We start from the raw sequence: 24,476 nt of genomic DNA on the forward strand, positions 1-24,476 counted from the left end.
ACGCAGGCTGAAGGGGGAAGAGCCGCCATGCCGACCTGCCCGAACGGGCACCAGTCCGCCTCCGACGACTGGTGCGAGGTCTGCGGCCACCGCATGGCTGCCGCCGCGGGCGCGCCCGCGGCGCCCTCCTACGGCTACGGCTACCCTCCCACCACCGGTGAGCCGACCGCCCAGGCGGAACTCTGCCCGCAGTGCCGGACCCCGCGCGAGGCCATGGCCCCGTTCTGCGAGGAGTGCCGGTACAACTTCCTGACGCGCTCGGCGACCTCGTACACGCCGCTCACGCCGCCGGGTACGGATGCCGGAGCCGCGGGCGGGAACGGCGCCGGGGCCACCCCGCCGCCTCCGCCGCCGCCTCCCGCGCCGCAGGTGCCCGCCTCGGCGCCCTTCTCCCAGGACCACTTCGAGTACCAGGGCTCCCGGCCGTCCCGGGTCAACCGGCCGGCCGAGCCGCTGCAGCGCGAGGACGACTGGCTGCTGCCGCCGCCGTCGTCGCACGAGCAGCACCGGTCTCCGGCCCATCAGCAGCCGCCGCAGCAGCCGCAGTACCCGCAGCAGCCCCCGCCGCCGCTCCGGGAGTACCAGCAGCCGGAGTACCAGCAGCAGCCGCACGAGTACCAGCAGCAGGCCCCGCAGGTCCAGCAGGCACCTCAGGTCCAGCAGGCACCTCAGGCCCAGCAGCAGCAACACCACCAGCCCCAGCAGCCGTTCCCGCCCCAGAGCACCGGCGCGTGGAGCGCGACGATCGGCCCCGACCGCTCGTACTTCATGGCGATGATGCAGCGCAGCGGCCCCGAGGCGGCCGGGCTCAACCTGCCCGCGTACTCCCCGGAGCAGCACCTTCCGCTCTCTGGCGGCCAGATCACCATCGGCCGCCGCCGCGCCTCCACGGGCGAGTCCCCGGACATCGACCTGTCGGTGCCCCCGGAGGACCCGGGCGTCTCCCACCAGCACGCGGTGCTCGTCCAGCAGCCCGACCTCAGCTGGGCGGTCGTGGACCAGAACTCCACCAACGGCACCACGATCAACGGTGGCGAGGAGCCGATCCAGCCCTACGTCCCGGTGCCCCTCACCGACGGCGACCGGGTCCACGTGGGCGCCTGGACCACGATCACGATCCGCCGGGGCTGACGGGCCGGGGGCGAACCCTGCCTCACTCCCCCAGCGGCCATACGTACGGGCCCTGGGGGTCGTCGAGCCAGGACCACTGCCCCTCCGCGCTGACCGTCACCCCGAACCGCTCGCGGCCCGGCCGGCCCTCGCCGCGCCACAGGTCCAGGGCCTCGCGCGGGTGCAGCGCGCCCGCGGTCAGTACGAGCATGAACTGGAACCGCTCGTTCTCCACCAGCTCGTACGGGAGCCCGTACGGCATCCCGGGCGCGGGCGGCGAGGCCGTGGCACCGCGCAGCCGGACGAAGTACGCCGAGGCGTGCAGGAAGCGGCCCTCCGCGAAGCCGGCGTCCCGGACCGTCAGCGCGATCAGCCCGGTCGACAGCGGGGCCAGGATCCGCGCCCCGGGCCGGCACTGGCCGAGCCAGGCGTGCGGGATCAGCGGCAGCGTGCAGGTCACCAGGATCCGGTCGAAGGGGGCGCGGGAGGGGCAGCCGCGCGCCCCGTCCCCGGTGACCACGGTCGGCCGGTAGCCGAGCAGGGCCAGGTGCGCCCGGGCGGACTCGGTGATCTCCTCGTCCAGGTCGATCGTGGTGACGTGCTCCTCGCCGAGCCGGTGGCTGAGCAGCGCGGCGGTGTAGCCGGTTCCGGTGCCGATCTCCAGCACGTCGTCCCCGTCGCGGACGTCCAGCGACTCCAGCATCTTCGCCATCAGGGACGGCTGGCTGCTGGAGGAGACCAGCTCGCCGTCGCGCAGCCGGGTGGCGAGCGGGGCGTCCGTGTAGACCCCGCGCAGCCAGCGGGCCCGGTGGGCCGGGTCCGGGTCCTCGCCCCAGAGCCGCTCGTGGCCGGCCCCGCGGCCGGTGAAGAAGTACGGCACGAAAAGGTGCCGGGGCACCGCTGCGAAGGCCGCCCGCCAGGCGGGATCCTCCAGCACCCCGGCGGCGGTCAGCTCCCGCACCTGCGCGGCGTGGGCGGTGTCCCGCAGGTCCCGTGCCTCGGCGTGCGCGGCGTGCGCGGCCTTCGGGGAACGTGCGGGACGTGCGGAGTGAGCGGCGTGTGCACCCATGGCTCCACTCTCCTGCGACCGGGCCCGGGAGGCCAACGGTGGTCCTAAGACCTCCGTCCTCCGTCCGGGCGTCTGAGACGATGGTCGGGTGAATGAGATTCCGCGGGGCACGGTTCAGGAGCAGACGTTCTACGAGCAGGTGGGCGGCGAGGAGACCTTCCGCCGTCTGGTGCGGCGCTTCTACCAGGGGGTCGCGGAGGACCCGCTGCTGCGCCCCATGTACCCGGAGGGGGACCTCGGCCCGGCCGAGGAGCGGTTCGCCCTGTTCCTGATGCAGTACTGGGGCGGCCCGAACACGTACAGCGAGAACCGCGGCCACCCGCGCCTGCGGATGCGGCACGCCCCGTTCCAGGTGGACGCGGCGGCGCACGACGCGTGGCTGGGGCACATGCGCGTGGCGGTGGACGAGCTGGGCCTGGCGCCGGAGCTGGAGGCGCAGCTGTGGCGGTACCTGACGTACGCCGCGGCCTCGATGATCAACACCGCGGGGTAGCCCCTACGGGGTCCGGTACGAGATCCCGTACGAGGTCCCGTACCGGGTCCGGTACGCGGAACCCCGACCGGAGGGGCGGACCGCGGGCGGAGCCGGGCTAGACCGGCCGGACCTGGAGGGCGCCCAGGCCCCCGGCGCCGCCGGGGCGGCGCATCGCGATCGAGCCGTACGGGGTGCGCAGCCGGAGCCAGCCGCCGGAGGCGAGCAGGGCCACCGGGTCGGGGACGGCGCCGGGGGCGCCGCCGCCGCTCGCCACGGCCGACCGGACCGGCCGCAGGAAGCCGAGGGACTGCGCGGCGTGCACGGCGCGCAGCGGGAGCTCGGTGTCGCCCAGCGACCGGGACCAGATCTCGCGGCCGATGCGGTCCCGCTCGGAGCGGGTCCGGTGCTGCGGGGGCAGGGCCTCGTCACGGGCCCGGAACTCGGCGACGGAGGCGCTCACGGCGGCCCGGATCGCCTCGGGGCCGGGCAGCCCGGGCAGCTGCCGCCAGCCGCCGCGGGGCGGGAGCACCCCGGTCCACGGCGGGCCGGTGACCGGTGCGGGGACGGCGGAGCCCGCGGCGTCCTCGTCCACGGATTCCAGCAGCTCGCCGGCGGACACCGTCACGTCCAGCGGGCGGGAGACGGGTACGGCGAGGCGCACCGTGCGGATGGCCAGCACCTCGAAGGAGGCCGGCCGTCCGAAAACGGCGAGCGCGCCGCCGCCCGCCTGCGCCTGCAGGCGGACCGCGGCGGCGCGGTCGTAGTGCACCAGCCGGCCCAGGAAGGCGGCGAGGTCCGCCGCCTCCCCGGAGTCGGCGAAGCGCAACTGCTCGGTCATGCGGCCAGGCGCCCTTCGGCGGCCTTGGCCTTGGCCTTGGCCTTGCCGGCCGGCTGGGCCGGCTCGTCGAGGTACTCCTGGAGGAAGTGCCTCTCCTCAGCCGTGATGCGGCGGGGCCGCCCCTCGGCGAGGTTGTACGGCACGACCACCGTCTCGGCGCGCACGTACACCGTCTCGGGTGCGTCCTCGGTCGCCTCGTCCTTGACCTCGTAGCGGATGGTCAGGGACGCGGCGCCGATCCGGGTCACCCAGGACTCGATGAGGACGGGCTCGTGACGGTGGACGAGGGGCAGCTTGTAGTCGATCTCGTGGCGGGCCACGACGGAGCCGCCTGTGAAGGACTCGCTGCCCTCCCCCGGCGCGAGGCGGAACATGAAGTCGATCCGCGCCTCCTCCAGATAGCGGAGGAAGACGACGTTGTTGACGTGCCCGAAGGCATCCATGTCCGCCCAGCGCAGGGGGCACCGGTAGTGGTGTCTGGCCATGGTGTCGGCCTCAGCCTCGCGTGAGCTTCTTGTAGGTGGCACGGTGCGGACGGGCCGCGTCCGGGCCGAGACGCTCGATCTTGTTCTTCTCGTAGGACTCGAAGTTGCCTTCGAACCAGTACCACTTGGACTCGCCCTCGTACGCCAGGATGTGCGTGGCGACTCGGTCGAGGAACCAGCGGTCGTGGGAGATGACCACGGCCGCGCCCGGGAATTCGAGGAGCGCGTTCTCGAGCGAGGACAGGGTCTCGACGTCGAGGTCGTTGGTGGGCTCGTCGAGGAGCAGCAGGTTGCCGCCCTCCTTGAGCGTCAGCGCCAGGTTGAGGCGGTTGCGCTCACCACCGGACAGGACGCCGGCCGGCTTCTGCTGGTCCGGACCCTTGAAGCCGAAGGCGCTGACGTACGCGCGGGACGGCATCTCGACCTGGCCGACGTTGATGTAGTCCAGCTCGTCCGACACGACCGCCCAGAGGGTCTTCTTGGGGTCGATGTTGGCGCGGGACTGGTCGACGTAGCTGATCTTGACGGTCTCGCCGACCTTGACGGAGCCGGAGTCCGGCGCCTCCAGGCCCTGGAGCATCTTGAAGAGCGTGGTCTTGCCGGCGCCGTTCGGGCCGATGATGCCGACGATGCCGTTGCGCGGCAGCGTGAAGGACAGGTCGTCGATGAGGACCTTGTCGCCGAACGCCTTGGAGAGGTTGTTGACCTCGACCACGATCGAGCCCAGACGCGGGCCCGGCGGGATCTGGATCTCCTCGAAGTCCAGCTTGCGCATCTTGTCCGCCTCGGCCGCCATCTCCTCGTAGCGGGCGAGACGGGCCTTGGACTTGGTCTGGCGGCCCTTGGCGTTGGAGCGGACCCACTCCAGCTCTTCCTTGAGGCGCTTCTGGCGCTTCTCGTCCTTGCGGCCCTCGACCTTGAGGCGCGCCTGCTTCTTCTCCAGGTAGGTGGAGTAGTTGCCCTCGTACGCGATCGCGCGGCCGCGGTCGAGCTCCAGGATCCACTCGGCGACGTTGTTCAGGAAGTACCGGTCGTGGGTGACGGCGATGACGCAGCCCGCGTACTTCGAGAGGTGCTGCTCCAGCCAGTTCACCGACTCGGCGTCGAGGTGGTTGGTGGGCTCGTCGAGGAGGAGCAGGTCCGGAGCCTCGATCAGCAGCTTGCAGAGCGCCACGCGGCGCTTCTCGCCACCGGAGAGGTTGGTGACCGGCCAGTCGCCGGGCGGGCAGCCCAGCGCGTCCATGGCCTGCTCCAGCTGGGCGTCGAGGTCCCAGGCGTTGGAGTGGTCGAGGTCCTCCTGGAGCTTGCCCATCTCGTCCATGAGGGCGTCGGTGTACTCGACGCCCATCAGCTCGGCGACCTCGTTGAAGCGCTTGAGCTTCTTCATCGTGTCGGCGGCGCCGTCCTGGACGTTCTCCAGGACGGTCTTGGACTCGTCGAGCTTGGGCTCCTGCATGAGGATGCCGACGGTGTAGCCGGGCGACAGGAAGGCGTCGCCGTTGGACGGCTGCTCCAGGCCGGCCATGATCTTCAGAACGGTGGACTTACCGGCACCGTTCGGGCCGACCACACCGATCTTCGCGCCGGGCAGGAAGTTCAAGGAGACGTCATCAAGAATCACCTTGTCGCCGTGCGCCTTGCGCGTCTTGCGCATGGTGTAGATGAACTCAGCCAAGAGAAACCGTCCGGCAGATCGATGGGTGGGCAGATACACCCCATCTTGCCGTACGTCCATACCCGCGGGCGAATGGGTAGGTCAGGGCCCCTGGACTGGGGCGCGGCCGGTGGCAGGCCTCACGCTCTGGTCACCGCCGGTCGGCACTGGTGGACGCGGGAGCCCCTCCGACGGCCCGCGGACGGCCCACGGACTGCCCGGGGAGAGGGACCATGAGGATCCGGACTGCGGAGCGGTTGTCGGCGGAAGGATGCGCCATGCCCAAGCATCAGAGCTTCACCACCTGGTTGAAGACCCACAGCAAAGACCGCACCGCCATCGGTGATCTGGCGCGGGACGTCTCCGCCGATCCACGCTGGCCGTCCGGCAAGGGGCTTGCCGGGCAGCGCGCGTACCTGGAAGACCTGGGGGCCATCCCTGCGGCCATCGACACCCTGGAACGCGCCTGGGAGGCGTACGGCGCCCACCGGGCGGCCGAGGACACCAGCACCTGAGAACGGGCGGCCGACGCCGCCCGGAGGCCGGGCGATGGGTTGCGGCGATGCGGCGATCCGGCGATGCGGCGACGTTCCGCCGGTCAGCGGTGCGACCCGGTCAACGGAGGCGGAGGGCGCCCGGGGCCTGGGCCTCGATGATCTCCGTGAGGGTGTCGAACAGGGTCCGGCCCCGGCCGCTGCGTGCCCGGGCGAGCTCCTCGGCGACTCGGGCCCGGTTCGTCGAATGGCAGCGCGCCAGCACGCCCTCCAGGTGGCGGGCGGTCTCCGGGTGGCCCAGGGCGCGGCGGGACAGCTCGTGGTCGCGCCACTCGATCACGAAGCCGCCGTCGTCAGGGGTCCCGAAGCCGCCCCGGAGGCAGTCGGCGAAGCTGTCCGGGTTCCGGCCGAAGTAGCCACCGGGGCCGTTGACGGCTTCACCCATCAGCGTCCAGAAGTCGTCCAGCGTCCCGATCCGGCCGCCGTCCAGCACGTAGCTCGTCACGCTGCCCGAGACTAGGCGGTGTCAGCGGGGGCGGTAGACCGTCAGGGCGTCCGGGAGGGTGTCGAGGACGAGGGCGGGCGGGGCCGGGGTGTACTCCCCGTCGTACGCGAGCGGGGTGTCCGGCGGGATGTCCCCGATGCGGAGACTGCGCAGACGGGTGGCCGTGTGGATGGGGGAACGGCTCAGCGGACCCGTGAGCGCGGCGGCGAGCAGGCGCGGGCCGGGGCGGCCGCCGCCGTGGACGAGACGGACGTCGAGCAGGCCCTCGCCGAGGCTGTCGCGGCGACGGGGGGTCGGTCCGGTGCCGTGGTAGGTGCCGTTGCCGGCGAAGAGGAGCCAGACGCTCCGCGGCCGCCCGGCCAGCCGGAGCCGTACGGGGCGCTCGGCGCGCAGGACCTTCCACGCGGCCAGCAGCGCGGCGGGGCCGCCGCCGATCCGCGGCGCCCAGTGCAGGCGGTGCCGCAGCAGCTCGGGGTAGGCGCCGATGCTGAAGGTGTTGAGGAAGTACCCGGAGCGGCCGTCCTCGGGGTCCGGGCCGGGGGTGAAGCGGCCCGCGCTGACCCGGACCGCGCTGCCGGCGGCGACGGCGCGGCAGGTGTCCTCGGCTCCGCCCAGGCCGAGGTCCAGCGCGAAGTGGTTGAGCGTGCCGCCGGGGATCACGGCCAGCGGCACCCCGGCCCGCAGCGCGGCGGTGGCGGCCGCGTTGACCGTGCCGTCGCCGCCGCACACCCCGAGCACGGTGGACCGGGCGGCCGCCGCCTCCAGCTGCGCGGGCAGCTCCGGGCCCTCGCACTCGACCACCTCGGCCTTGGGCAGCCGGGCGCGCAGTACGTCGAGCCCCGCGGCGGCGGCCGTGCCGGACCCGGTGTTGACCACGACGGTTAGCCCGGCCCCGTCCGGCAGCGCGGGCGCCTCGGTGGCCGTCCGCTCGTCGCCGGGAACGACCCGCGCTTCGTCCACGCCGCGCGCGAGACGGCGTACGACGAGCCCCGCGGCCACGCCCAGCGCCGCCCCGGCGGCCACGTCGGACGGGTAGTGGACCCCTGTGTACACGCGGGAGAACGCCACCGACGCCGCCACCGGGGCCAGCACCGCGCCCCAGCCCGGCGCGCCGAGCGCCAGGCCGGTGGTGAACGCGAACGCGGACGCCGAGTGGCCGGACGGGAACGAGGTGGTCGTCGGCTGCGTCACGAGCCGCCGCACCTCGGGGACCCCTTCCAGCAGCGGCCGGGGCCGGCGCACGGACCACTTGCCGACGGTGTTCACGGTCGCCGAGGCCAGCGCCAGCGAGGCGGCTCCGCACAGCGCCGCCTTACGGGCCCGGGTCGAGCCGAGGACCGCGATCGCCGCGGCGGCCCCGCCCCACAGCACCCCGTGGTTGGCGGCGCGCCCCAGCCTCGGCAGCACCCGATCGGCCACCGGCCAATGCCGCCGGGCCACCCCGTCGAACAGCACCCGGTCCCACCGTGCGGCGGCGCCCCGCCAGGTCAACTCCTGATCAGCCATTTCCCACGTCTACCCACACCCCCGCTCCGGAATCAGCACGGACCACCAGGTGGCCGTACGGCCGACATGCCGCGGAGCGTGGGCCCCGTCCCCGAGGGGATGCGGACCCCCCTACGCCCCGTCCTCTTCGTCGAGCGGGCGCTTGCGGAGAAGGAGGACCACCAGCCCGCCCAGCACCACCAGGCCCACAGCCAGCGAGGCGATGATCGGGGTCGCGGCCGAGCTGCCGCTGGTGGCCAGGAGCTCCTCGTCCGGGCTGGGCTCCGCCGAAGCCGCGGCGGCGGCGGCGGCCGCGGCCGCCGCCGCGGCCTGCGTCACGGCCGGCCCGTCGCCCGTGGTGCCGGCCTCCGCGACGACCACCGGCTGCGGCCAGACCGCGCTCGCCGTGGCCGCCAGGGCGGACTCGCTGGAGCCGGCCACGATCTGGGTCTGGCTCGGCACCTCGCTCGTGAAGACCCGCCCGACCGGCACCTTCGTGGAGCCCTGGACGGTGACCGACGCCGAGCCGTCCGGCGTGCCGGCGGGCACCTCGAAGTAGAGCCGGCTCCCGTTCGCCGCGGTGGTGACCGGTCGCCCCTCGGCGTCCACCACCCGCACCCCCATCGCCGCGGCCGCCGCGTCCGGGGTGACCGTCACGCTCTGCGCCCCGGTCCGCACCGTGACCGGCCCGAGGCGGGTGCCCACCGGCCCCGACACGCTCCCGGGGTCCAGCCCCAGCGAGGCCGGCGGCTCCGGCAGCTTGCCCGCCGAGCGCTGGAGGTAGTCGGCCAGCTTCTCCGCCGCCGGGTCGGCGGCCTCCACCTGCGCCCCGTCAGCCAGCCGCCAGATCGCGACCTGCGTCCCCGCCGCCGCGCTCTCCGCGGTCAGCGCCCCGGCCCCGGCCGCCTTCGCCAGACCGGCGAGATCGTTCAGCTGCGGGTACGAGTGCTCCAGGACCCAGCGGATCCGGCCCGCCTCCCCGTTCCCGGCGAGCGGACTGCCGCTCCAGCCGCTCTCCGCGTACCGGGCCTGCGGCTGGGCGTTGCCCGCCACGCCGACCCCGTAGGTCTGGAGCATCCCGCCGCCGTCGACCCGCATCTCGTACAGCCCGGCCGGAATCTGCCGGACCGACCCGTCCTTGGCGTGCAGGACCGCCTGCCCGTACGTCTTCAGCCCGTCCAGCACGGCTCTCGCGCCCTCCGGTGTCCGGGGCGCGGGGGTCCCGGAGTCGGCGGCCGCCCGCGCGCCCGGGGCCGCGGCCAGCGCCGCCGCCAGCAGCGCCGCCGCCAGCGGCCGTCGCGCGGAGGCCCGAACGGGCGCCGCCCCAGCCACTCCCACCGCCCCCGCCTCAGGCGCGGCGGGCGTAACGGCCGCGGCGGGTGGTGCGGAAGCGATGGAAGGAGCAACGGAAGGAGGAGCGGAAGGACCAAGCGAAGAAGGAGCGGAATCAGGAGCGGAGGATGCGGGAACGGCAATCGACACAGTCTTCCCCTTCGGGCCAATGACCCAGGTGCCCGTGAGTACCGGGGAATCCTAACCGCCTCGAACACTCAGACCACCGCCGCCTTCTGAGTGGCCATCAGTGGCGGGTCCGCCTTGACGACCCGCCGGAACGCCGCCGTCCCCCGGTTCAGGTCGTGCCCGATGGCGGTCGCGTCGATATCCGCGGAGAACCACCGGTTGCCCTCCCCGTCGGGCGGATCGTCCCGCACCCGCAGCCGCCCGTGCACCACCAGCGGCTCTCCCACCGCGACGGAACCGGCCAGGTTCACCGCGAGCGCGCGCCGCGCCCACACCGTGTAGAAGCTGGTGGGCCCGTCCGCCCACCCGTCCTTGCGCCGGTCGTAGTACCGCGGCGTCACCGCGAACCGGAACCGCGCCGACGGCCCGGTCGCCGTCTCCTTGTAGTCGATCTGCGTGGCCACACAGCCGACCAGCGTCACCAGGGTGTCGTTCATCCCGGCGGCCCTCCCCCGCATCCGTACCCGCACGGACCATCCGCACGAGGTACGCCCCATGCTGGCGCGACCCCCCGGATCCCGCTCCGGCCTGTGGATTACTCGCGGGTTGTGGACAACTTCGTCCCCCCTGCGGCCACGGTCGCGTACTGCTCGCGCACCTCCCGGTAGCGCAGCAGCTCCGCCGCCACCGGCTCCAGCACCCGGGCCCGCCCGCAGCCGGCCGCCGCCTGCCGCAGCCGCCGCTCTGCGTCCTGCCCGTACCGCCTCGCCGGGCCCCGGGCCGCGATCGAGCAGGCCCACTCCACCAGCGGCCCGCCGACGATGCCCGCCACCATCAGCAGCACCGGCGGCATCAGCCTCGGCTCCAGGACCCCGACGATCTGCCCCACCAGCCACAGCCCGCCGTAGATCTGCAGTAGCGTCATCGCCGCCTGCGCCAGCACCGCCACCGGCCACCACGTCGGCCGCGGCGGCCTGGCGCTCGGCACCGTGACCGCCGACCCCAGTGTCACCGCGATCTCGTCCAGCGCCTCCGGAAGCTGCTCGGCTCCGCGCACCGCGGTCTCCCGCACCGCCTGCTCCCAGGCGTCGGGCAGCCCGTCGGCCGCCGCGTCGGCGACCGCCCGTACAGCCTGCTCCACCCGCTGGCGCGCGGTCACCTCCTCCTCGGCCGGGGCCTCCGCGCTCACCTGGCCCCGGCTGCCGCCGATCACCGCCAGGGCGGCCAGCCCGGCCAGCGTGCGCGGGGCGCGCCGGCCCTCGTACCAACGCCACAGCCGCAGCCACGGCGTGCCGCAGGCCTTCCCGGCATTGCGCCGCCAGGCCCGCTCGGCGGCGAGCCCGGCCGCGTACGCCCCGACCGCCTCCGCGAGCCGGTCCTCGAACTCGGCGCGCGCCGCCTCCCCGATCTCCGGCGACGGATGGCCGTCGGCCACGTACAGCGGGCGCAGGCGCCCGGCGGCCCGGTCGACATCGGCGGAGATCCTGCGGGTCGCGGCGCCCTTCTCCTGGGTGAACTGTGCGAGGAGGTCACGCAGTTCCCCGACGCCCTCGCCGGTCAGCGCGGACAGCCCGAGGACGGTGGCGCCGGGCTCGTCGTGTTCGCCGAGGGCGATGCCGTCGTCGTCGAGCAGCCGCCGCAGGTCGTCCAGTACGAGGTCGGCCGACTCTCCGGGCAGCCGGTCCACCTGGTTCAGCACGACGAACGTCACCTCGGCGTGCCCGGCCAGCGGCCGCAGGTACCGCTCGTGCAGCACGGCGTCGGCGTACTTCTCCGGGTCGACCACCCACACCACCGCGTCGACCAGGGCGAGCACCCGGTCCACGTGGTCGCGGTGGGCGCCGACCGCGGAGTCCAGGTCCGGGAGGTCCACCAGGACCATCCCGCGCAGCGCCCCGGCCTCGGAGGTCTCGCGCGGCCGGCGGCGCAGCCGGCCCGGGATCTCCAGGCGGTCGAGCAGCCCGGCGGCGCCGTCGGACCAGCTGCACGCGATGGGCGCGGCGGTCGTCGGCCTGCGCAGCCCCGTCTCGGAAATCTGCACTCCGGCGAGTGAATTGAAGAGCGTGGACTTGCCGCTTCCGGTGGCTCCGGCGATCGCGACGACCGTGTGCTGCGGCGAGAGCCCGCGCCGCGCGGCCGCCTCGTCGAGCACCCGGCCGGCCTCGGCGAGGGTCTTGCCGTCGAGCCGGGTCCGCGAGAGCCCGACCAGCTGGCGCAGCGCTTCGAGGCGGGTGCGCAGTGCCTGTCCTTCGGGGCTGAGCGGCGGGGAGGGCGCCTTGCCCCCGTCGCTTCCGGCGCCGGAGACGGCGCGGATGAGCGCGTCGTCGCTCCCGTCGCCTCCGTCGTCCCCCTCGCCGCGGTCCAGGGCGTCGAGGTCGAGGTCGAGGTCGACGCCCACGCCGGCGCCAGCGCCCGGGCGGCGCGAACGTGCGATGAATCCGTCGTCCCAGCGGTCCTCGGTGCGGTCGCGGTCGGTCAAGGCGGTCACCGCGTCACCTCTCCTTCTGCAGTAGGGACAGCGCGGCGATCAGCTCGGCCTGCGGTTCCGGCGTCACTTCGAGCGCCTCCAGCGGGGCCAGCCGGCGGTCCCGTTCGGCGCGCAGCACCTGCTCCAGGTGTTCGGCGACCAGTTCGCCACCCCGGTCGCGCAGGCGTACGGCGGCCTGTACGCCGATCCGCTCGGCGAGCTTCTCCCCGGCGGGCCGGGCCCGTTTGCCGCCGAGGAGGGCCGCGACGAGGAGGGCGGCGATGCCGTCGGGGTCGGGCGCGGGCTGCTTGTCGAGCCGGGCGACCTCTTCCTCGGCGAGTTCCTCCAGGACGCGCCGCCAGCGCCGTACGGCCATGTCGATGCGCTCCGCCGCCTCCCGGTCGGGCGCGGGCAGCTGCACCGCCCCGGCGGCCGGCTCGCGCCGCCAGGCCTGGGCGATCCGCTCGTCGGCGGCGGCCACGGCGCACTGGAGCAGGGCTGCGAGCGACTCGGCGAGCGAGTCGAGCAGTTCGTCGGCGCTCGTGTCGAGGGGATAGCCGCGCCACCGCGTCAGCGCGTCCCCGGCCAGGACGGCGCCCTGGTCGAGGCGGCCCCGTACCCGCTTGCCCTCCCTCTTGTACGCGTCCTCGACGGCCGAGGTCAGCCGTACGGCGGCGGCGTGCTGGGCGGCGACGGCGGACGCCAGCTCCGGCATGCGGCGCCCGAGGGAGTCCAGCGCGCCGAGCGCGGTCCGCCCGACGGCGTACTGGCGGGCGGCGGGGTCCTGCGCGTGGTGGGCGAGCCACGCGTAGAGCGGGGCGACGGCGCTGGCGGGCAGCAGCCCGCCCCCGCCGGCGGATTCGGGCAGCTCGGGCACCGTGAAGCGCGGTACGTCGCCCAGCCCGGCCCGGGTGAGCAGGGCCCCGTACTGGCGCGAGACCTCGGCGAGCACCTGGTGCGGGACCCGGTCGAGGACGATGCTCAGGGTGGCTTTGTACTGCTTGGCGGTGCGCAGCAGGTGCCAGGGGACGGCGTCGGCGTACCGCGAGGCGGTGGTGACCATGACCCAGACGTCGGCGGCGCAGATGAGCTGCGCGGCGAGTGTCCGGTTCTCGACCACGAGGGAGTCGATGTCGGGGGCGTCGAGGATGGCGAGCCCGCGCGGGAGGCCGGCGACGGTCTCGATGCGCAGTTCGCGGGTGGCGGCGGAGTTCCCGGTTCCGCGGGGGGAGCCGCGGTGGGGTCCGGGGAGGGGGTCGTCCTCGCCGGGTGGGGCCCAGACCCGCATCAGGTCGGGGAGCACCCGCATGCCGGCGAACCAGTGATGGTCATCCGGATGGCAGACGAGTACGGGGATGCGGGTGGTGGGCCGCAGGACGCCGGCCTCACTCACTTGGCGTCCCACGAGGGAGTTGACGAGAGTGGACTTACCGGCCCCGGTGGACCCGCCGACGACGGCGAGCAGCGGCGCCTCGGGCGCCTTCAGCCGGGGTACGAGGTAGTCGTCGAGCTGCGCGAGCAGCTCGGCTCTGGTCTGGCGGGCGCGCGGGGCGCCGGGCAGGGGCAGCGGCAGACGCACGGACGCGACCCGGTCGCGCAGGGCGGACAGGGCATCGAGCAGCTGAGGCCGAACATCCAAGGTCACCACATGCGAAGAATGCCCAATTTGGGACCATTTTTGAAGCTTATACGCCCTCTGCGCGCCGATCGCTAGTCCGGTGAGACCTTTCGGGCACACCGGACGAGTGGGACTCAGGCATAACGAGTGCACAACACCAGGGGCGCCGCGGCGCAAAAGCGGTGCGAGAATCGCACCTGCCTGCGATTATCGGGACCGCTTCACCGAACCTCCACATCGTGGCACGCGGGTGAAGCAACCGGGACAAGGCGGCCGGAGCCCTATCCTTGACCCGGTCCGGACGGCAGCCCCACCCCCACCCCGGGGCTCCAGGCCAGCACGGCCACCTTCCGGCCCCCGTAGCTCAGTGGATAGAGCAGGTGCCTTCTAAGCACTTGGCCGCAGGTTCGAGTCCTGCCGGGGGCACTCACCTGAAGACCCTCCCGTGGGAGGGTCTTTCTGCTGTTCAGGGGCGGTTTCCAGCGGCGGGGCGATCTCAGGATTCACCCCCTCGGCGGATGCGAGAGGGTCTGGCGGTGTCCGGCTGATACCGAGTTCCTGCGGGTCGCTGCGGAGAATACGCGGAGAAAAAATCAAGCCCCTGGCACAGCCGGATCGGGCAGCTCCCCTGCCCTCTCGATCCGCTGCTTGAGGTCGTCCAGCTGCCCGTTGATGCACCGCGCGTACGTGGCCAGGAGTACGGGGACGCTGTTGCCCGCCCACTCGGCGACGTCCGCGGCGGGGACGCCTGCGTTCAGCCAGTTGGTCAGGCAGGTGTGCCGGAGGTCGTAGACGCGGCGGGCGAGAGGGGACTCGAACGCGTGGGGTTCGAGGACCTCCTTCCGGGCCCGCCGCCACGCCCGCCGGATGACCGAACCAGCCAGGAGCCCGCCGTTCTCCCCCTGAACCAGCAGGTCCCCCGCCCCCAGCTGCTCCCTCTCGATGTGGGCGCGGAGGATGCGCGTGAGGGCAGGACGGCAGGGCACCGTACGCATATCGTCAGCGGCTCGCCCCTTGAGGCCCCGACGCTCCCGGACTTCACCGGTGTCCGTCCACTGCTTGCCCACTTCGGGCCGGGCCGTGTGGATCAACAGCTCACCCCACTGGTCGCCGGCATCCGCACCAGGCAGCCGTACGTCCGCGACCTTGAGCGCCACGACCTCCTCCGGCCGGGCCCCGGCGTAGTACATCGTGGCGAAGAAGGCGTGCAGCCGCCGGCCGCCCCGCGGCCGCGCGTAAATCCAGGCGAGCAGCTCGGCAGCCTGGCCCCTATTGAGGAGCGACCGCTTGTCAACGGCGGAGGAGGTCTTCGCCGCGGCTGTGCCCTTGCCCTTGGGCAGCAGGTTCTCGCGGAGCACTTTCCGCTTGATGGCGTGCTCGACCAGGACGTTGAGGACACGCTTGTTCCGCCTGACCGAGCTGGCGGCGGCCGGGGTGCCGTCGAGTTTGGTCCCTGCGGCCCGCAGCAGCGCCTCTACGGTGCTTTCGTCCTCCCAGGCGGCCATCGTGAGGCTGTTGCGCTCCACCCACCGCAGGATTACGGCGATCTCCGGTGGGGCCTCGGCACGCTGACCGGTGTTGAACGCGTACTCGCGCAGGGCTCGGCGGACGTCCACGTCGTCGAACATCGCCGGCTTGCTGCGGAGCAGGGCCACTGTGACGGGGGTGAGCGCTTTCGCGACGTTCCGCCGGTTGTTCGCAGACGTCCGCTCCCAGAGCTGATCCACGAACTGGACCGCGAAGTCGTACCACTTCACGCCGGCCGCACCGGACTGATGGGAAACGGGAAGCCCGGTGGAGAGGCTGAACGCCTCCCCCTTTCGAGCCGCGGTCACGAGACCCGAGCGGAAGGACTCCGCGAGGGGCCCCGTGGCGAAGGGCTTCCTCCACTCCCTGCCCGCCAACTCCCAACGGACGGTGTGGGTGGTCTTCTTCTTCCCCTCGTACACCGAGGTCTTCCACAGCTTCACGTCGTACGTCGTGTCCATCAGGCAGCGTCCTCGCGCTCGTTCAGCCAGATGTCAAGGTCGGTGCGGCGGACACGGAGGTCGCCGTTCGGGAGCTTGATGCAGCGGGGAGCCCGCCGCTTCTGGCGCCAGTCGTAGAAGGTGGACTTCGAGACCTTCAGCTCAGTGCAGACTTCGACGATGGTCAGCTTTTCTTCGGGCGTGCGCGCCACGGTCGGCTCCTGTCGTGGAACAGCGGGAGTTGAGCCTTCGGGAGGTTCGCCACCTGTCCGAGGCTGGGATTTCTGCGTCACCGCGTCACTTGTGTCATCCGTGCGCCTGACCTGCGGTTTTTGGTGACACAAGAGCTAGGCGTGCGTCACCAACCTGCGTCACCCGTGTCATCGGGTGACGCAGGTTGGTGACGCAGGTGACGTGAGGTGACGCAGCCGTGGGCGGTCTGCGTCACCCCTATACCGGCAGGTCAGCGGTGGTTTTCAGGTCGTCAGTGACGCGGGTGACGCAACATCTCCTCTCTTAGGAAAAAGAGAGGTGGTTTCTGTTGTGGTGCGGTGCGTCTTCAAGCGAAGTGAGGGGCCGCTGCGCGGCACGTCCTTTGCAGCGGCGGCAAGCCGCCGGAGAAGCAAGAGGAGCACGCCCCACCCCGGGGCCGGGGTGCTTTTCTTGCCTGTGCAGGGGCCGGGTGGTCGCGCGGGCTAGAACGCTACTTCCTGCTCGTGAAGCGCCCGGGCGGCGGACCGGGTCATCTCGATGTAGCGGGCTGCCTTCGTGCGGCCCCAGTCGACGAGGACGCCGCGGGCGGCGAGGGTGGGCTGCAGGCGCTTGAGTCGGTCGGAGAGGACTTTCCCAGTGGTGGGCCACCCCTTGGGCAGGGGCCGGAAGTCCTCACCCGCGTAGAGCTGGGTGAGGGCGTGCAGCCACTCCGCGGAGGTCATCCGCACTTCCTCCCCCGGTTCGAGGCTGGCGGCGTGCTTGAGGACGGTCTGGGCGAGGAGGTCGCCTTCGATGACGTCGTCGTTCAGGTCATCGAGGCTGGCCCGGTAGGCGCTCAGCGCGCTGAGGCCGGTGGCGGTGTCGAGCTGGGCGCACAGGTGGGCGAAGTCGGCCATGCGCAGGTCGGTCGGGGTGTCAGCCTCGGTGGCTCGCACCTTGACGGTGAGGTCCAGCAGGGAGCCGAGGATGACGGGCAGGGCCGGCTTGTACTCCGCCCACAGTTCAGCCTCGGTCCGGCGCACCTGGGGACGCACGAGACGGAGCGGCAGGAGGCGTTCGGCGAGGTCGGGGCGGATGACGCCCACGTCGATGCCGGTCAGGAGCAGCGGGCGGCGGTAGCGGGAGCGGACGACGTCCCCGTCGGTGAACAGGGCGCGCTTGATGCTCTCGGCACCCGTGACGATGCAGCACATCAGGTCGGACAGATCCGGCGGCAGGTGGGAAAGGTTGTCCAGGGCCGTGACCCACCCGGCGGCCACGGCCGTGATCAGGTTCTCCTCATCCTTCGGTGCACGGCGCAGGTCACCGGTCATGCCCTCGATGATCCGTACCAGCATCCGCCCGGCGGTCGACTTGCCGGCACCCTGCGGGCCGGTGAGGAACGGCGCGGGGACGGGCACGGACGGCTCCAGGCAGCCGATCAGCCACGCGATGGCCAGGCACTCGCTCTCGGCGTTGGCGAAGTTGCACAGCCGCAGCAGAGCGTCGATGCCCTTGCCGTCGGTGTCCTTCTCGGGGAGGGGGAGTTCGCCGGTGAGCTGGGTGCGTCGCCAGCACACCTCTTGCGGGTCGGGGACGCAGATTTTCCAGCCGGTGGGGTGGATGCGGACGGACTGGCCGTCGTCGCGGCCGAGGTCGAGCCAGGTCGCGCCGTCGAAGCCCGGGGCTACGCGGATGTGGGTGGGCTGTACGTCCTGGCTGAGGGCGAGTGCTTCGATCAAGTCGAGTGCCTCCTTGAGTGCGCTGCCGTTGAAGGAGCCGCGGCCGTCGTTGTAGAGGCCGACCATGAGTTCCTGGCGGTGGCTTCCGGTCGTGCCTTGCGAGCGGATCGGGCGGGCGACGGGGTGTCCGTTCTTCTGCGCGTAGACGGTGCCTTCGGTGGTGCGGAAGTACCGGAAATGGTCCTGCGCGTAGTCGGTGATGACCTGCCGGGCCGGGTTCTTCTCGTCCTCGGGCATCGCTACATCCCCAGCTTCGTGCGGGCGTTGGCCCACGCGATCTCGCAGTGCCGCAGAGACTCGCCCTTCTCCTGGGCGGCCGTGAACAGCCGGCCGATGTGCGCCTGAGTGAGGCAACCGCACCGGCCATGCCCGGACAGCACAGCGAGGAACAACCGGAACACCGTCTTGTGGATCCCGTCGGACGCGTCCTTGATGCGCTGCTCCGCCATGGCGATGCCGCGCTCCAGATAGGCGGGCGTGCGATGCGGACACTGCCTGTCCGTAGCCGCCGGAGCCACGGTGACGGAACAGGGCGCCGGCCGGACCGGGGCCGGCTGCTTCACAGCGAGCGCCCGCACGGCATCCGGCAACGCGGTCATCGTGCCGGTGCCGGGGCAGCGCCACTGCGCGTACGACATCGTGGACTTGATGTCGACGCCCTTGCGGACCCCGTTGACCGAGCGCGTGGCGCCCAGGTAGATCCAGTGCTCCCCACGCGTCGTGGCGACGGTCTTGGTGGCGGGGAGGGTCTGGAGGGCCCATGCGACCGCGTCAGCGTCGTCGAGGTCGAGGACGGTGAGTCCGGCGCCGCCGGGATGGTAGGCGACGGCCGCAGCCTGCCGCCAGGCACCCGCCCATGCCTGGGAGGTGAGGACGTCCACGGCGGTGGTGGCGGCGCCCCAGCCGTGGCAGGGGGCCGGGCAGGCGCAGGGTCCAGCGGCGAGCATGTGCGGCCGGTCGCCGCACGCAGAGCGGGTGCAGGCGCGGCAGTTCCCGAACGGCTGCTTGCCCGCGCGCAGGGGAAGCACCGGCAGGCCGAGTTCGGCGAGCCAGAGCGCGGTGCGCAGATGTTCGGGTAACGCGGACCGGGGGTCTCGCGGCATGTCGGTGGTGTGAGTCATGCTGGTCTCTCCAGTTGTTGAGCGTGCTGGAAGAGGGCGGCCCGGTCATTGGCGTGAGGGGCCGCTCTCGGCATTGACGCGGTACGGATTCGGGGCAGGTGTCCTAGACCCGGGGTGATGGGGCTCGTACTCTGCGCACATGGAGTGGGGGACTCTGGCAGTTGCGGCGGTAGGTGCCTTATTCGGGATCGGGACCACATTGATCACCGATGTCCTGCGTTCTCGGCGGGCACAGCAACAGCAGTGGGCGGATACGAAGCGAGTCGCCTACGTGCGGTTTCTGACTTCACTGGCTCAGGCCCACAGCCGTATGACGATGGCGGCCGCACGAGAGGCAGTTGGGCCCGCTCGAACGCAGGCGATTCACAACGCGTTCCTCACGGATCCCCAGCACTCGGACGCCAAGTCCGTCCTGCGTGAGCTGGCGATAGCGGCGCCTGACCACATTTACGAGGCCGCCGCGCCGGTCTACTACCAGCTTCGGACTGCTCGCGACATGCTTGCCTCCGATGAGGTGACCTTCGAGACTCCTGAGTATCAGCAGGTCATACAGCCCTTCTTCAGGGACTTGGATTCGCTGCAGCGGCTGATGCGGGATGACTTGCACCCTCCGGCGCGCCGTCACGTATGAGGTGCTGTCGTTGCCGGAAGGCCCCCAAGTCTTGAGCGGACGTGGAGGACAGGACGGCCCCGGTCTTTGGCGAGAGGGGGCCGCCCGTCTGCGTGGTCCCGGAAATGGGGTGCCGGGATATCGGTTGGGCTGCTTATGGTCGTGACCATGACGACGTTTGAGCTTGTGCCCGGAGTGATCACGACGCGTGACGAAGTCGTGGCAGCGTTCGGCGGTGGGAAGTACCAGGGCATCGAGCCGGCCAACGAGGCGATGAAGGTGTTCGTCTACTCCGACCCGTCCGCGGGCGAGGAGTACGGGTACACCTTCGACGGCCGCGCCGAGGATGACGAGTACGGTCCGCTGTACCTGTACACCGGCTACGGCGCCAAGGGCGACCAGGAGATGAAGAGCCGCAACAAGTCCCTGCGCTACCACGTCGAGGACGGCCGCGAGCTGCACCTGTTCGTCGCACACGGCAAGGTGCAGGGTGGTAGCGGCGCGATGCGTCAGCGCTACATCGGGCAGATGATGGTGGACCCGATCAACCCGGTGGAGATCCGCCGCGGACCGGGTCAGGACCACAAAATGCGTAACGCGCTGGTGTTTCGGCTGCGGCCGGTTCCGGGGTCGACGCCGGCCTGGACGGAAGAAGACTGGCTCAAGCCGGCGGCCGGCAACGACGTCGAGGACGTCGACACCGTCCCGGTGATTCCGGCGCAGACCAGCGTGAAGGACAAGAAGTCCGAGCAGCACACGACCTCGGAGACGATCGCTGACGTTCCCGGGGGGCCGCGCACGGTTCTGCGCCGTGAGGGCCTGCTGATGGAGGCGTTCAAGAAGGACCTTGAGGCCGCGGGCCACGTGCACAAGTCGTTCCAGATCACCATCGCCGGTGAGGTGGGCGCACTCACCCCTGACCTGTACGACATCACTGATCACGTGCTGTACGAGGCCAAGGGACTGACCACCCGCACCAACATCCGCATGGCGATCGGTCAGCTGGCCGACTACCGCCGCCACCTTCCCAACCCGGAGGGGCTGCGGGCGGCTGTGCTGCTGCCCAGCGAGCCGAGCAAGGACGTGAAGGATCTGCTGGCCTCGCAGAACGTTCACCTCGTCTACCAGGACGAGGACGGCTTTGCCGGCTTCCCCCTAACCACCTGAGCCCCGACGTCGGGCCTAGCGGCTGCTGTTGTGGCGACCGTGGTCAGTTGCCATGGCGGCGAGCCGCTTGGCCTCGTCCGGAGTGACGTTGCGGTACCGGAGACGGACACCGCAGCTGGGATCCGGGCAGCGCACCGTGCGCTGCCCGATGAGACAGGCGAGCAGGTCAAGCAAGCGCTCGGTGAGCGTCTGTTGGGCCATAGACGTTCCTTTCAGCGGTGGTGGACGGTGCCGTGGGCACGGCCGAACAGGCCGGTCGCGGTGATGTTCTGCGTGATGTGCCTCGCCGGCCCGCTGCGGCTGCGGGCGAGGAGGGGGAGGGCGGCGCCGGCGGCGATGAGTGCGACCAGCGCCCACAGGGCATTGGTCATGGCGACCAGTCCGGGGGCGGCGTAGGAGATTCCGATTCCGGCCGCCCCGATGCCCCCGCCGAGCGTGGGGGCCAGGAGCGCGGTCGTCTTCGCCCACCGCGGCACGGCCCCCGCGGGTGCCGGGGCGGGGGCCGGTTCGATCGGGGTGGGGTGGGTGTAGGCGAGGGTGCGGGTGCCGTCCGGCAGAGTCACCAGTCGGACATCCGCTCCGGCCGGTACGGCCGGGAGGAGCGACCCCGATACGAGCGCCGGGGGCAGGTGCGTGGTGATCGGTTCCGGGTGGTGGATGGCAGGCTCGTACGGCATGGAGATGCCTCCCGAGGTATGGGTGGGGCCCGCGCCGTGGTGGGTGGCGCGGGCCCAGTGGGTGAGGTGTCAGGCAGAACTGTCAGGGGTGTCAGACGGCGGGTGTCAGGCCGCGTGACAGCGGGTTTGCCTAGGGGTTTGGGTGTCACGGTGTCCTGACACTGTCAGGGGGTGTCAGGCGTCAGGCGATCTTGCGCGTGGGGACGATCCGCCACCGGCCGGTCGCGGAGGTCGCCTCCAGTCGGCCGTCCAGAGCGGCGTCCTTGAGGCGGGCGGAGACCCAAGGGCGGGAGAGCTGATGGCGGTCGCACCAGTCCATGAAGTCCTTCGGCCCGACCACCATCCGACCGGCGCTCTCGAAGTCGTCCAGCGCGTACGCGAACAACTCCCGCGCCTCCTCCGGCGACGGCTTGTGCCCCGGGGACTCCCACAGCGGAGTGTCGTCGCCGTCCTCCCCGGCGGGCAGGTCGGTCTCCGGGTCGATGCTCGCGTCCTCCGGATCCACAAGCAGTCCACCGGATTCCGCTTCCACCGGACCGTCCCCCTCGTCGGCGGCCGGCCGCAGGACCGGCGCGGCACCGGGGATGGTGTGGCCGGTGTAGTTCTGCCCGGCCACCGCCCGGGCCGCGCCGCCCGTGATGGGGTCGGCGTTGGCGCCGTTGGCCTGCGCCCACCGGGCAAGCGCCTCAATGGTCGGGGTGGCGGTGTGGGGGATGGCGAAGGTGCGGCCCGGGGAGGGGTAGCGGTCCTCGGGGATGCCGGGTGAGACGACGTAGCAGTAGCCCGGCCGCCGGTTCCCCCATGCCCCCGGATGCGCCCCCGCATCGATCACCACGTCCGGCAGGGAGAATCCCTCGTCGCGCGGGTCGCAGCCGAGCGCGATCACCGACGGCAGAGAGGCACGGGTGGAGGTGGACATCTGGTCGTAGGAGGGGCGTTGGAGGGAGACGATCAGGGCGACGCCGGCGGAGCGGGCTTCCTGGGAGATTCCGGTGAACGCGTCGTCGCCCATGAGGCGGAGGGTGTTGGCTGCCTCTTCCATCCAGGTGACCAGGAACGGCATCCCCTCACAGCCGCACGGCCGTCCGTCCGGGCGGCAGGTGTGGTCGCGGCTGGTCTGCTGCAGTGCGGCTGCGGGGATCCACTGGCGGTATCCGTGGGCGCCGAGCCAGCGGGTGCGGGCGGGGATGACGGCCTTGATGGCCTCCACCATGACCTCGGTGTCCGGTCCGCCCTCGGCCGCCCAGTCCATGCCGGGCAGCAGGGGCCGGAAGTCCTGGAACATCTTCGGGTCCGACACCCAGAGCAGGACGTCGCGGCGGGAGAGGATCTCCAGCATCAGGTTCAGGGCCGTCTCACCCTTGCCCGAACCGGTCCCGCCCGCGATCAGCACATGCGTGGCGTTGCGCTTGATCTCGGGATCACCGGGCAGCCACAGGACGAGCGGCGACCCGTCGTCGTAGCGGCCGAGCACGAGCGGCTCCGCGATCGAGCCGCCCAAGCACGACGGGCCTTCCCACTCCGCGACTTGGGCAAGCATGTCTTCGGGGACGATGACGAGTTCGCCGCGGCGGGCGGAGTCGGGGTCGGGCATGTAGCGGACCGCGGACTTCGGCAGGTCCAGCGCGGACGCGATCCGCGGCAGAACCCGGGACACGTCCTCGTTGGTCTGCTCACCCGCCTCCAGAGCCATCTTCGCGGTGACCCGGTTCGGCTCCACCGACGTGGCGCCGATCTGCGCCCGTGCCAGCCCGACCTTCTCCAGCAGCCCCTTGTCCGTCCCGCCCGCGGTCGTGCCGTCGACGTTGCGGCGCAAGACCATGCGGATGTTCCAGGACAGAGCGAGCGCGGGGGCACCCATCAGGTACAGGTCGGGCAGGGCCCCGGCGGTGGGCCCGGCGAGGCAGGCCCCCGTCAGCCAGGCGGAGCCTGCGGCGACGGTGATGGCCGAGTGCAGGCGCCGCTGCTGCCCGGTCGCCTTCCCGGCCCACCAGGTGAGGCCGGTCAGGGCGACGGAGGCGAGGGTGAGGCCCACGCCGGCCGCGGCGCTGCCCTCCCACTGGACGCTGCCCAAAGCGCCAGCCAGCCCCAGCCCGCCCGCGCACAGCCACGGGGGAAGGTGGGGTTTGGCACGGTGCAGGATGTAGGCGGTGATGCCGTTGCCGTCGGAGGACCCGCGGAGCTGGTCTTCGTACTGCTGCTCAACGGTGGTGCGTTCAGTCGTGGCCATGACTCACTCCCTTCTAGAGCTGGCCCCAGTCCATGCGCGGTGTTGCGGCGGGACGGGCGCGGTGGCGGACGCGGTTGATCTCTTCCTCGTACTCCTGCTGGAACAAGGCGTACGTCGCGGCGGCGTTCTTCGCCGCGTCGCGCAGGGCGTCGGCGGCGCGCTGCATCTTCCGTGCGACCTTCGCGGCCCGGAAGCGGGAGCCGCCGATCCGGCCGTCGGGGTCGGGGACCTGGACGAGGGTGGCCTTGAGGATCTCGGCGCCCATGGCGACCTCGATGGAGAGGGCGACACCGGCGGCGCGGACGGCGTTGCAGTACTGGCGGACCTGCGCCGGAGAGCTGAACTCCGGCGCCGGGAGCAGCGACTGCGACCGGCCCCCGCCCTGCCCGCCGCCCCCGGCCGGGGCGGCGTGCCGGCCGCCGTTGTTGCCACGGCCACCGGCGTTGACGTTCAAGGTGAAGCCGGGAGAGAAGGTCTTGTTGTTGACCTTGGTCTGGGAGCCGTTGGCACCGGCCCGCGGTGCGGACCGGGGCCGCTGGGTGCGGGTCTGCTGGCCGCTGGGCTTCCATCCGGCGGCGTTGGTGGGGCTTGCCATCAGGCGCTCTCCTTCTCCGACACGAGGGTCATGCGGCGGGCGACGAGCCAGGCCACCTGCGCGGCCAAGGTGAGGACGGTCCAGGCGGTGAGCAGGGCCGGGTGGGTCGGGGCGAACCACACGGCCAGCGCGAACCATGCGCCGACCGCGGTCGTGAACGCGGCGAGGAGGGCCCGCCAGAGGACGGCCTGCCGGGAGGTCGGACGGCGGCGCAGCATCCCCCACGCCCACACGCCGGCCGGAGCCAACGCGAGCACGGCCAGGAACCAGGCCGTGCGGGGCTCGATCAGGTGCACGACCCCCGTCACGACGAGCAGCACGGTGGCGACGGCGGCGGGCGCCCAGGAAAGGCGGTGCTTCCACGCCCACCGGCCCACCGCGAGGGCGGCGCGGCTGGTCAGGGTCAGGGACGGCTCGGAGCTGACGACGAGGATGACCGGCTCACGTCGACCGCCCCGCTGACGCGGGATGTGGATCGTGGATGCGGCCGAGGGCCGCGTACGGCGAGACACAG

24 protein-coding genes and 1 tRNA gene are annotated in these 24,476 nt (G+C 72.2%); 6 read left to right on the plus strand and 19 right to left on the minus strand.

Features of this window, described 5'->3' with window-relative positions; translation table 11 throughout:
• The first annotated feature begins 27 nt into the window (after positions 1-27).
• Positions 28-1,131: an FHA domain-containing protein gene (locus ADK52_RS15310; RefSeq protein ID WP_053690347.1), complete on the plus strand. Its 1,104-nt coding sequence runs from the start codon at positions 28-30 to the stop codon at positions 1,129-1,131.
• 22 nt (positions 1,132-1,153) lie between these two features.
• Here ADK52_RS15310 and ADK52_RS15315 read toward each other — a convergent pair whose 3' ends face one another.
• On the minus strand, positions 1,154-2,179 hold the full coding sequence (locus ADK52_RS15315; protein ID WP_063783850.1) for a methyltransferase domain-containing protein: 1,026 nt from the start codon (positions 2,177-2,179) through the stop codon (positions 1,154-1,156).
• 88 nt (positions 2,180-2,267) lie between these two features.
• On the opposite strand from ADK52_RS15315, the gene ADK52_RS15320 reads away from it, so the two are divergent.
• Positions 2,268-2,672, plus strand: coding sequence for a globin (locus ADK52_RS15320; RefSeq protein WP_053690348.1), 405 nt, complete (start codon positions 2,268-2,270; stop codon positions 2,670-2,672).
• A 97-nt stretch (positions 2,673-2,769) separates the two neighbouring features.
• Here ADK52_RS15320 and ADK52_RS15325 read toward each other — a convergent pair whose 3' ends face one another.
• From ADK52_RS15325 to ettA, 3 genes are read right to left on the minus strand one after another with little or no spacing between them, the layout of a single operon-like run.
• Positions 2,770-3,492 carry a hypothetical protein gene (locus tag ADK52_RS15325; RefSeq protein WP_053690349.1) on the minus strand — a complete coding sequence of 241 codons (723 nt, stop codon included), beginning with the start codon at positions 3,490-3,492 and terminating at the stop codon, positions 2,770-2,772.
• On the minus strand, positions 3,489-3,977 hold the full coding sequence (locus tag ADK52_RS15330) for an acyl-CoA thioesterase (RefSeq protein WP_053690350.1): 489 nt from the start codon (positions 3,975-3,977) through the stop codon (positions 3,489-3,491). The genes ADK52_RS15325 and ADK52_RS15330 overlap by 4 nt, the downstream gene beginning before the upstream one ends.
• Before the next feature lie 10 nt (positions 3,978-3,987).
• Entirely contained in the window at positions 3,988-5,652 is a 1,665-nt protein-coding gene (gene ettA / locus ADK52_RS15335) for an energy-dependent translational throttle protein EttA (RefSeq protein ID WP_078988346.1), read from the minus strand.
• Positions 5,653-5,909: 257 nt separating this feature from the next.
• Between ettA and ADK52_RS15340 the strand changes: the two genes are divergently transcribed.
• The gene (locus ADK52_RS15340; RefSeq protein ID WP_053690351.1) at positions 5,910-6,146 is read left to right on the plus strand and encodes a YozE family protein; all 237 of its coding nucleotides are present in this window, start codon (positions 5,910-5,912) and stop codon (positions 6,144-6,146) included.
• 100 nt (positions 6,147-6,246) lie between these two features.
• Here ADK52_RS15340 and ADK52_RS15345 read toward each other — a convergent pair whose 3' ends face one another.
• From ADK52_RS15345 to ADK52_RS15370, 6 genes are all read right to left on the minus strand, one after another.
• Complete coding sequence (locus ADK52_RS15345) at positions 6,247-6,630, minus strand: barstar family protein (RefSeq protein ID WP_053690352.1); 384 nt, start codon at positions 6,628-6,630, stop codon at positions 6,247-6,249.
• A gap of 21 nt (positions 6,631-6,651) precedes the next feature.
• The gene (locus ADK52_RS15350) at positions 6,652-8,136 is read right to left on the minus strand and encodes a bifunctional phosphatase PAP2/diacylglycerol kinase family protein (protein ID WP_053690353.1); all 1,485 of its coding nucleotides are present in this window, start codon (positions 8,134-8,136) and stop codon (positions 6,652-6,654) included.
• Positions 8,137-8,247: 111 nt separating this feature from the next.
• A complete protein-coding gene (locus tag ADK52_RS15355) occupies positions 8,248-9,453 on the minus strand; it encodes a thioester domain-containing protein (RefSeq protein ID WP_107090072.1) in 1,206 nt (401 codons plus the stop codon).
• 212 nt (positions 9,454-9,665) lie between these two features.
• Positions 9,666-10,073: a single-stranded DNA-binding protein gene (locus tag ADK52_RS15360; protein WP_053690354.1), complete on the minus strand. Its 408-nt coding sequence runs from the start codon at positions 10,071-10,073 to the stop codon at positions 9,666-9,668.
• 98 nt (positions 10,074-10,171) lie between these two features.
• Positions 10,172-12,064: a GTPase gene (locus ADK52_RS15365; RefSeq protein ID WP_053690355.1), complete on the minus strand. Its 1,893-nt coding sequence runs from the start codon at positions 12,062-12,064 to the stop codon at positions 10,172-10,174.
• Between the two features lie 4 nt (positions 12,065-12,068).
• Positions 12,069-13,682 carry a GTPase domain-containing protein gene (locus ADK52_RS15370; protein WP_053690356.1) on the minus strand — a complete coding sequence of 538 codons (1,614 nt, stop codon included), beginning with the start codon at positions 13,680-13,682 and terminating at the stop codon, positions 12,069-12,071.
• A gap of 332 nt (positions 13,683-14,014) precedes the next feature.
• Here ADK52_RS15370 and ADK52_RS15375 point away from each other — a divergent pair.
• Positions 14,015-14,087 (plus strand) — tRNA-Arg (locus tag ADK52_RS15375).
• A gap of 167 nt (positions 14,088-14,254) precedes the next feature.
• Here the strand turns inward: ADK52_RS15375 and ADK52_RS15380 are convergent.
• The 4 genes from ADK52_RS15380 to ADK52_RS15395 all read right to left on the minus strand — a co-directional run bounded on the left by ADK52_RS15380 (position 14,255) and on the right by ADK52_RS15395 (position 18,683).
• On the minus strand, positions 14,255-15,649 hold the full coding sequence (locus tag ADK52_RS15380; RefSeq protein ID WP_053690357.1) for a tyrosine-type recombinase/integrase: 1,395 nt from the start codon (positions 15,647-15,649) through the stop codon (positions 14,255-14,257).
• Positions 15,649-15,840: a helix-turn-helix transcriptional regulator gene (locus ADK52_RS15385; RefSeq protein ID WP_053690358.1), complete on the minus strand. Its 192-nt coding sequence runs from the start codon at positions 15,838-15,840 to the stop codon at positions 15,649-15,651. Before ADK52_RS15385 ends, ADK52_RS15380 begins: the two co-directional genes overlap by 1 nt.
• Positions 15,841-16,323: 483 nt before the next feature.
• The gene (locus tag ADK52_RS15390) at positions 16,324-17,799 is read right to left on the minus strand and encodes a hypothetical protein (protein WP_053690359.1); all 1,476 of its coding nucleotides are present in this window, start codon (positions 17,797-17,799) and stop codon (positions 16,324-16,326) included.
• Positions 17,800-17,801: 2 nt separating this feature from the next.
• A complete protein-coding gene (locus ADK52_RS15395; protein ID WP_053690360.1) occupies positions 17,802-18,683 on the minus strand; it encodes a bifunctional DNA primase/polymerase in 882 nt (293 codons plus the stop codon).
• A gap of 139 nt (positions 18,684-18,822) precedes the next feature.
• Between ADK52_RS15395 and ADK52_RS15400 the strand changes: the two genes are divergently transcribed.
• Positions 18,823-19,314 (plus strand): hypothetical protein, encoded by a 492-nt coding sequence (locus ADK52_RS15400; protein WP_053690361.1) that lies wholly within the window; start codon positions 18,823-18,825, stop codon positions 19,312-19,314.
• Between the two features lie 147 nt (positions 19,315-19,461).
• Entirely contained in the window at positions 19,462-20,460 is a 999-nt protein-coding gene (locus tag ADK52_RS15405; RefSeq protein WP_234343840.1) for a hypothetical protein, read from the plus strand.
• A 15-nt stretch (positions 20,461-20,475) separates the two neighbouring features.
• On the opposite strand, the gene ADK52_RS15410 is transcribed toward ADK52_RS15405, so the two are convergent.
• From ADK52_RS15410 to ADK52_RS15430, 5 genes are all read right to left on the minus strand, one after another.
• Positions 20,476-20,661, minus strand: coding sequence for a hypothetical protein (locus ADK52_RS15410; protein WP_053690362.1), 186 nt, complete (start codon positions 20,659-20,661; stop codon positions 20,476-20,478).
• 11 nt (positions 20,662-20,672) lie between these two features.
• A complete protein-coding gene (locus ADK52_RS15415; RefSeq protein WP_053690363.1) occupies positions 20,673-21,137 on the minus strand; it encodes a hypothetical protein in 465 nt (154 codons plus the stop codon).
• A gap of 181 nt (positions 21,138-21,318) precedes the next feature.
• Positions 21,319-23,367, minus strand: a complete 2,049-nt coding sequence (traB, locus tag ADK52_RS15420; protein ID WP_053690364.1) for a plasmid transfer protein TraB — start codon at positions 23,365-23,367, stop codon at positions 21,319-21,321.
• Between the two features lie 13 nt (positions 23,368-23,380).
• Positions 23,381-23,962, minus strand: a complete 582-nt coding sequence (gene traA / locus ADK52_RS15425; protein ID WP_078988349.1) for a plasmid transfer protein TraA — start codon at positions 23,960-23,962, stop codon at positions 23,381-23,383.
• Positions 23,962-24,474 (minus strand): hypothetical protein, encoded by a 513-nt coding sequence (locus tag ADK52_RS15430; protein ID WP_053690365.1) that lies wholly within the window; start codon positions 24,472-24,474, stop codon positions 23,962-23,964. The genes traA and ADK52_RS15430 overlap by 1 nt, the downstream gene beginning before the upstream one ends.
• Between the last annotated feature and the right edge of the window lie 2 nt (positions 24,475-24,476).

Origin of the sequence: Streptomyces sp. WM6372 (genome assembly GCF_001279655.1) — a bacterium.
In the GTDB taxonomy this organism is placed as follows: Bacteria; Actinomycetota; Actinomycetes; order Streptomycetales; family Streptomycetaceae; genus Streptomyces.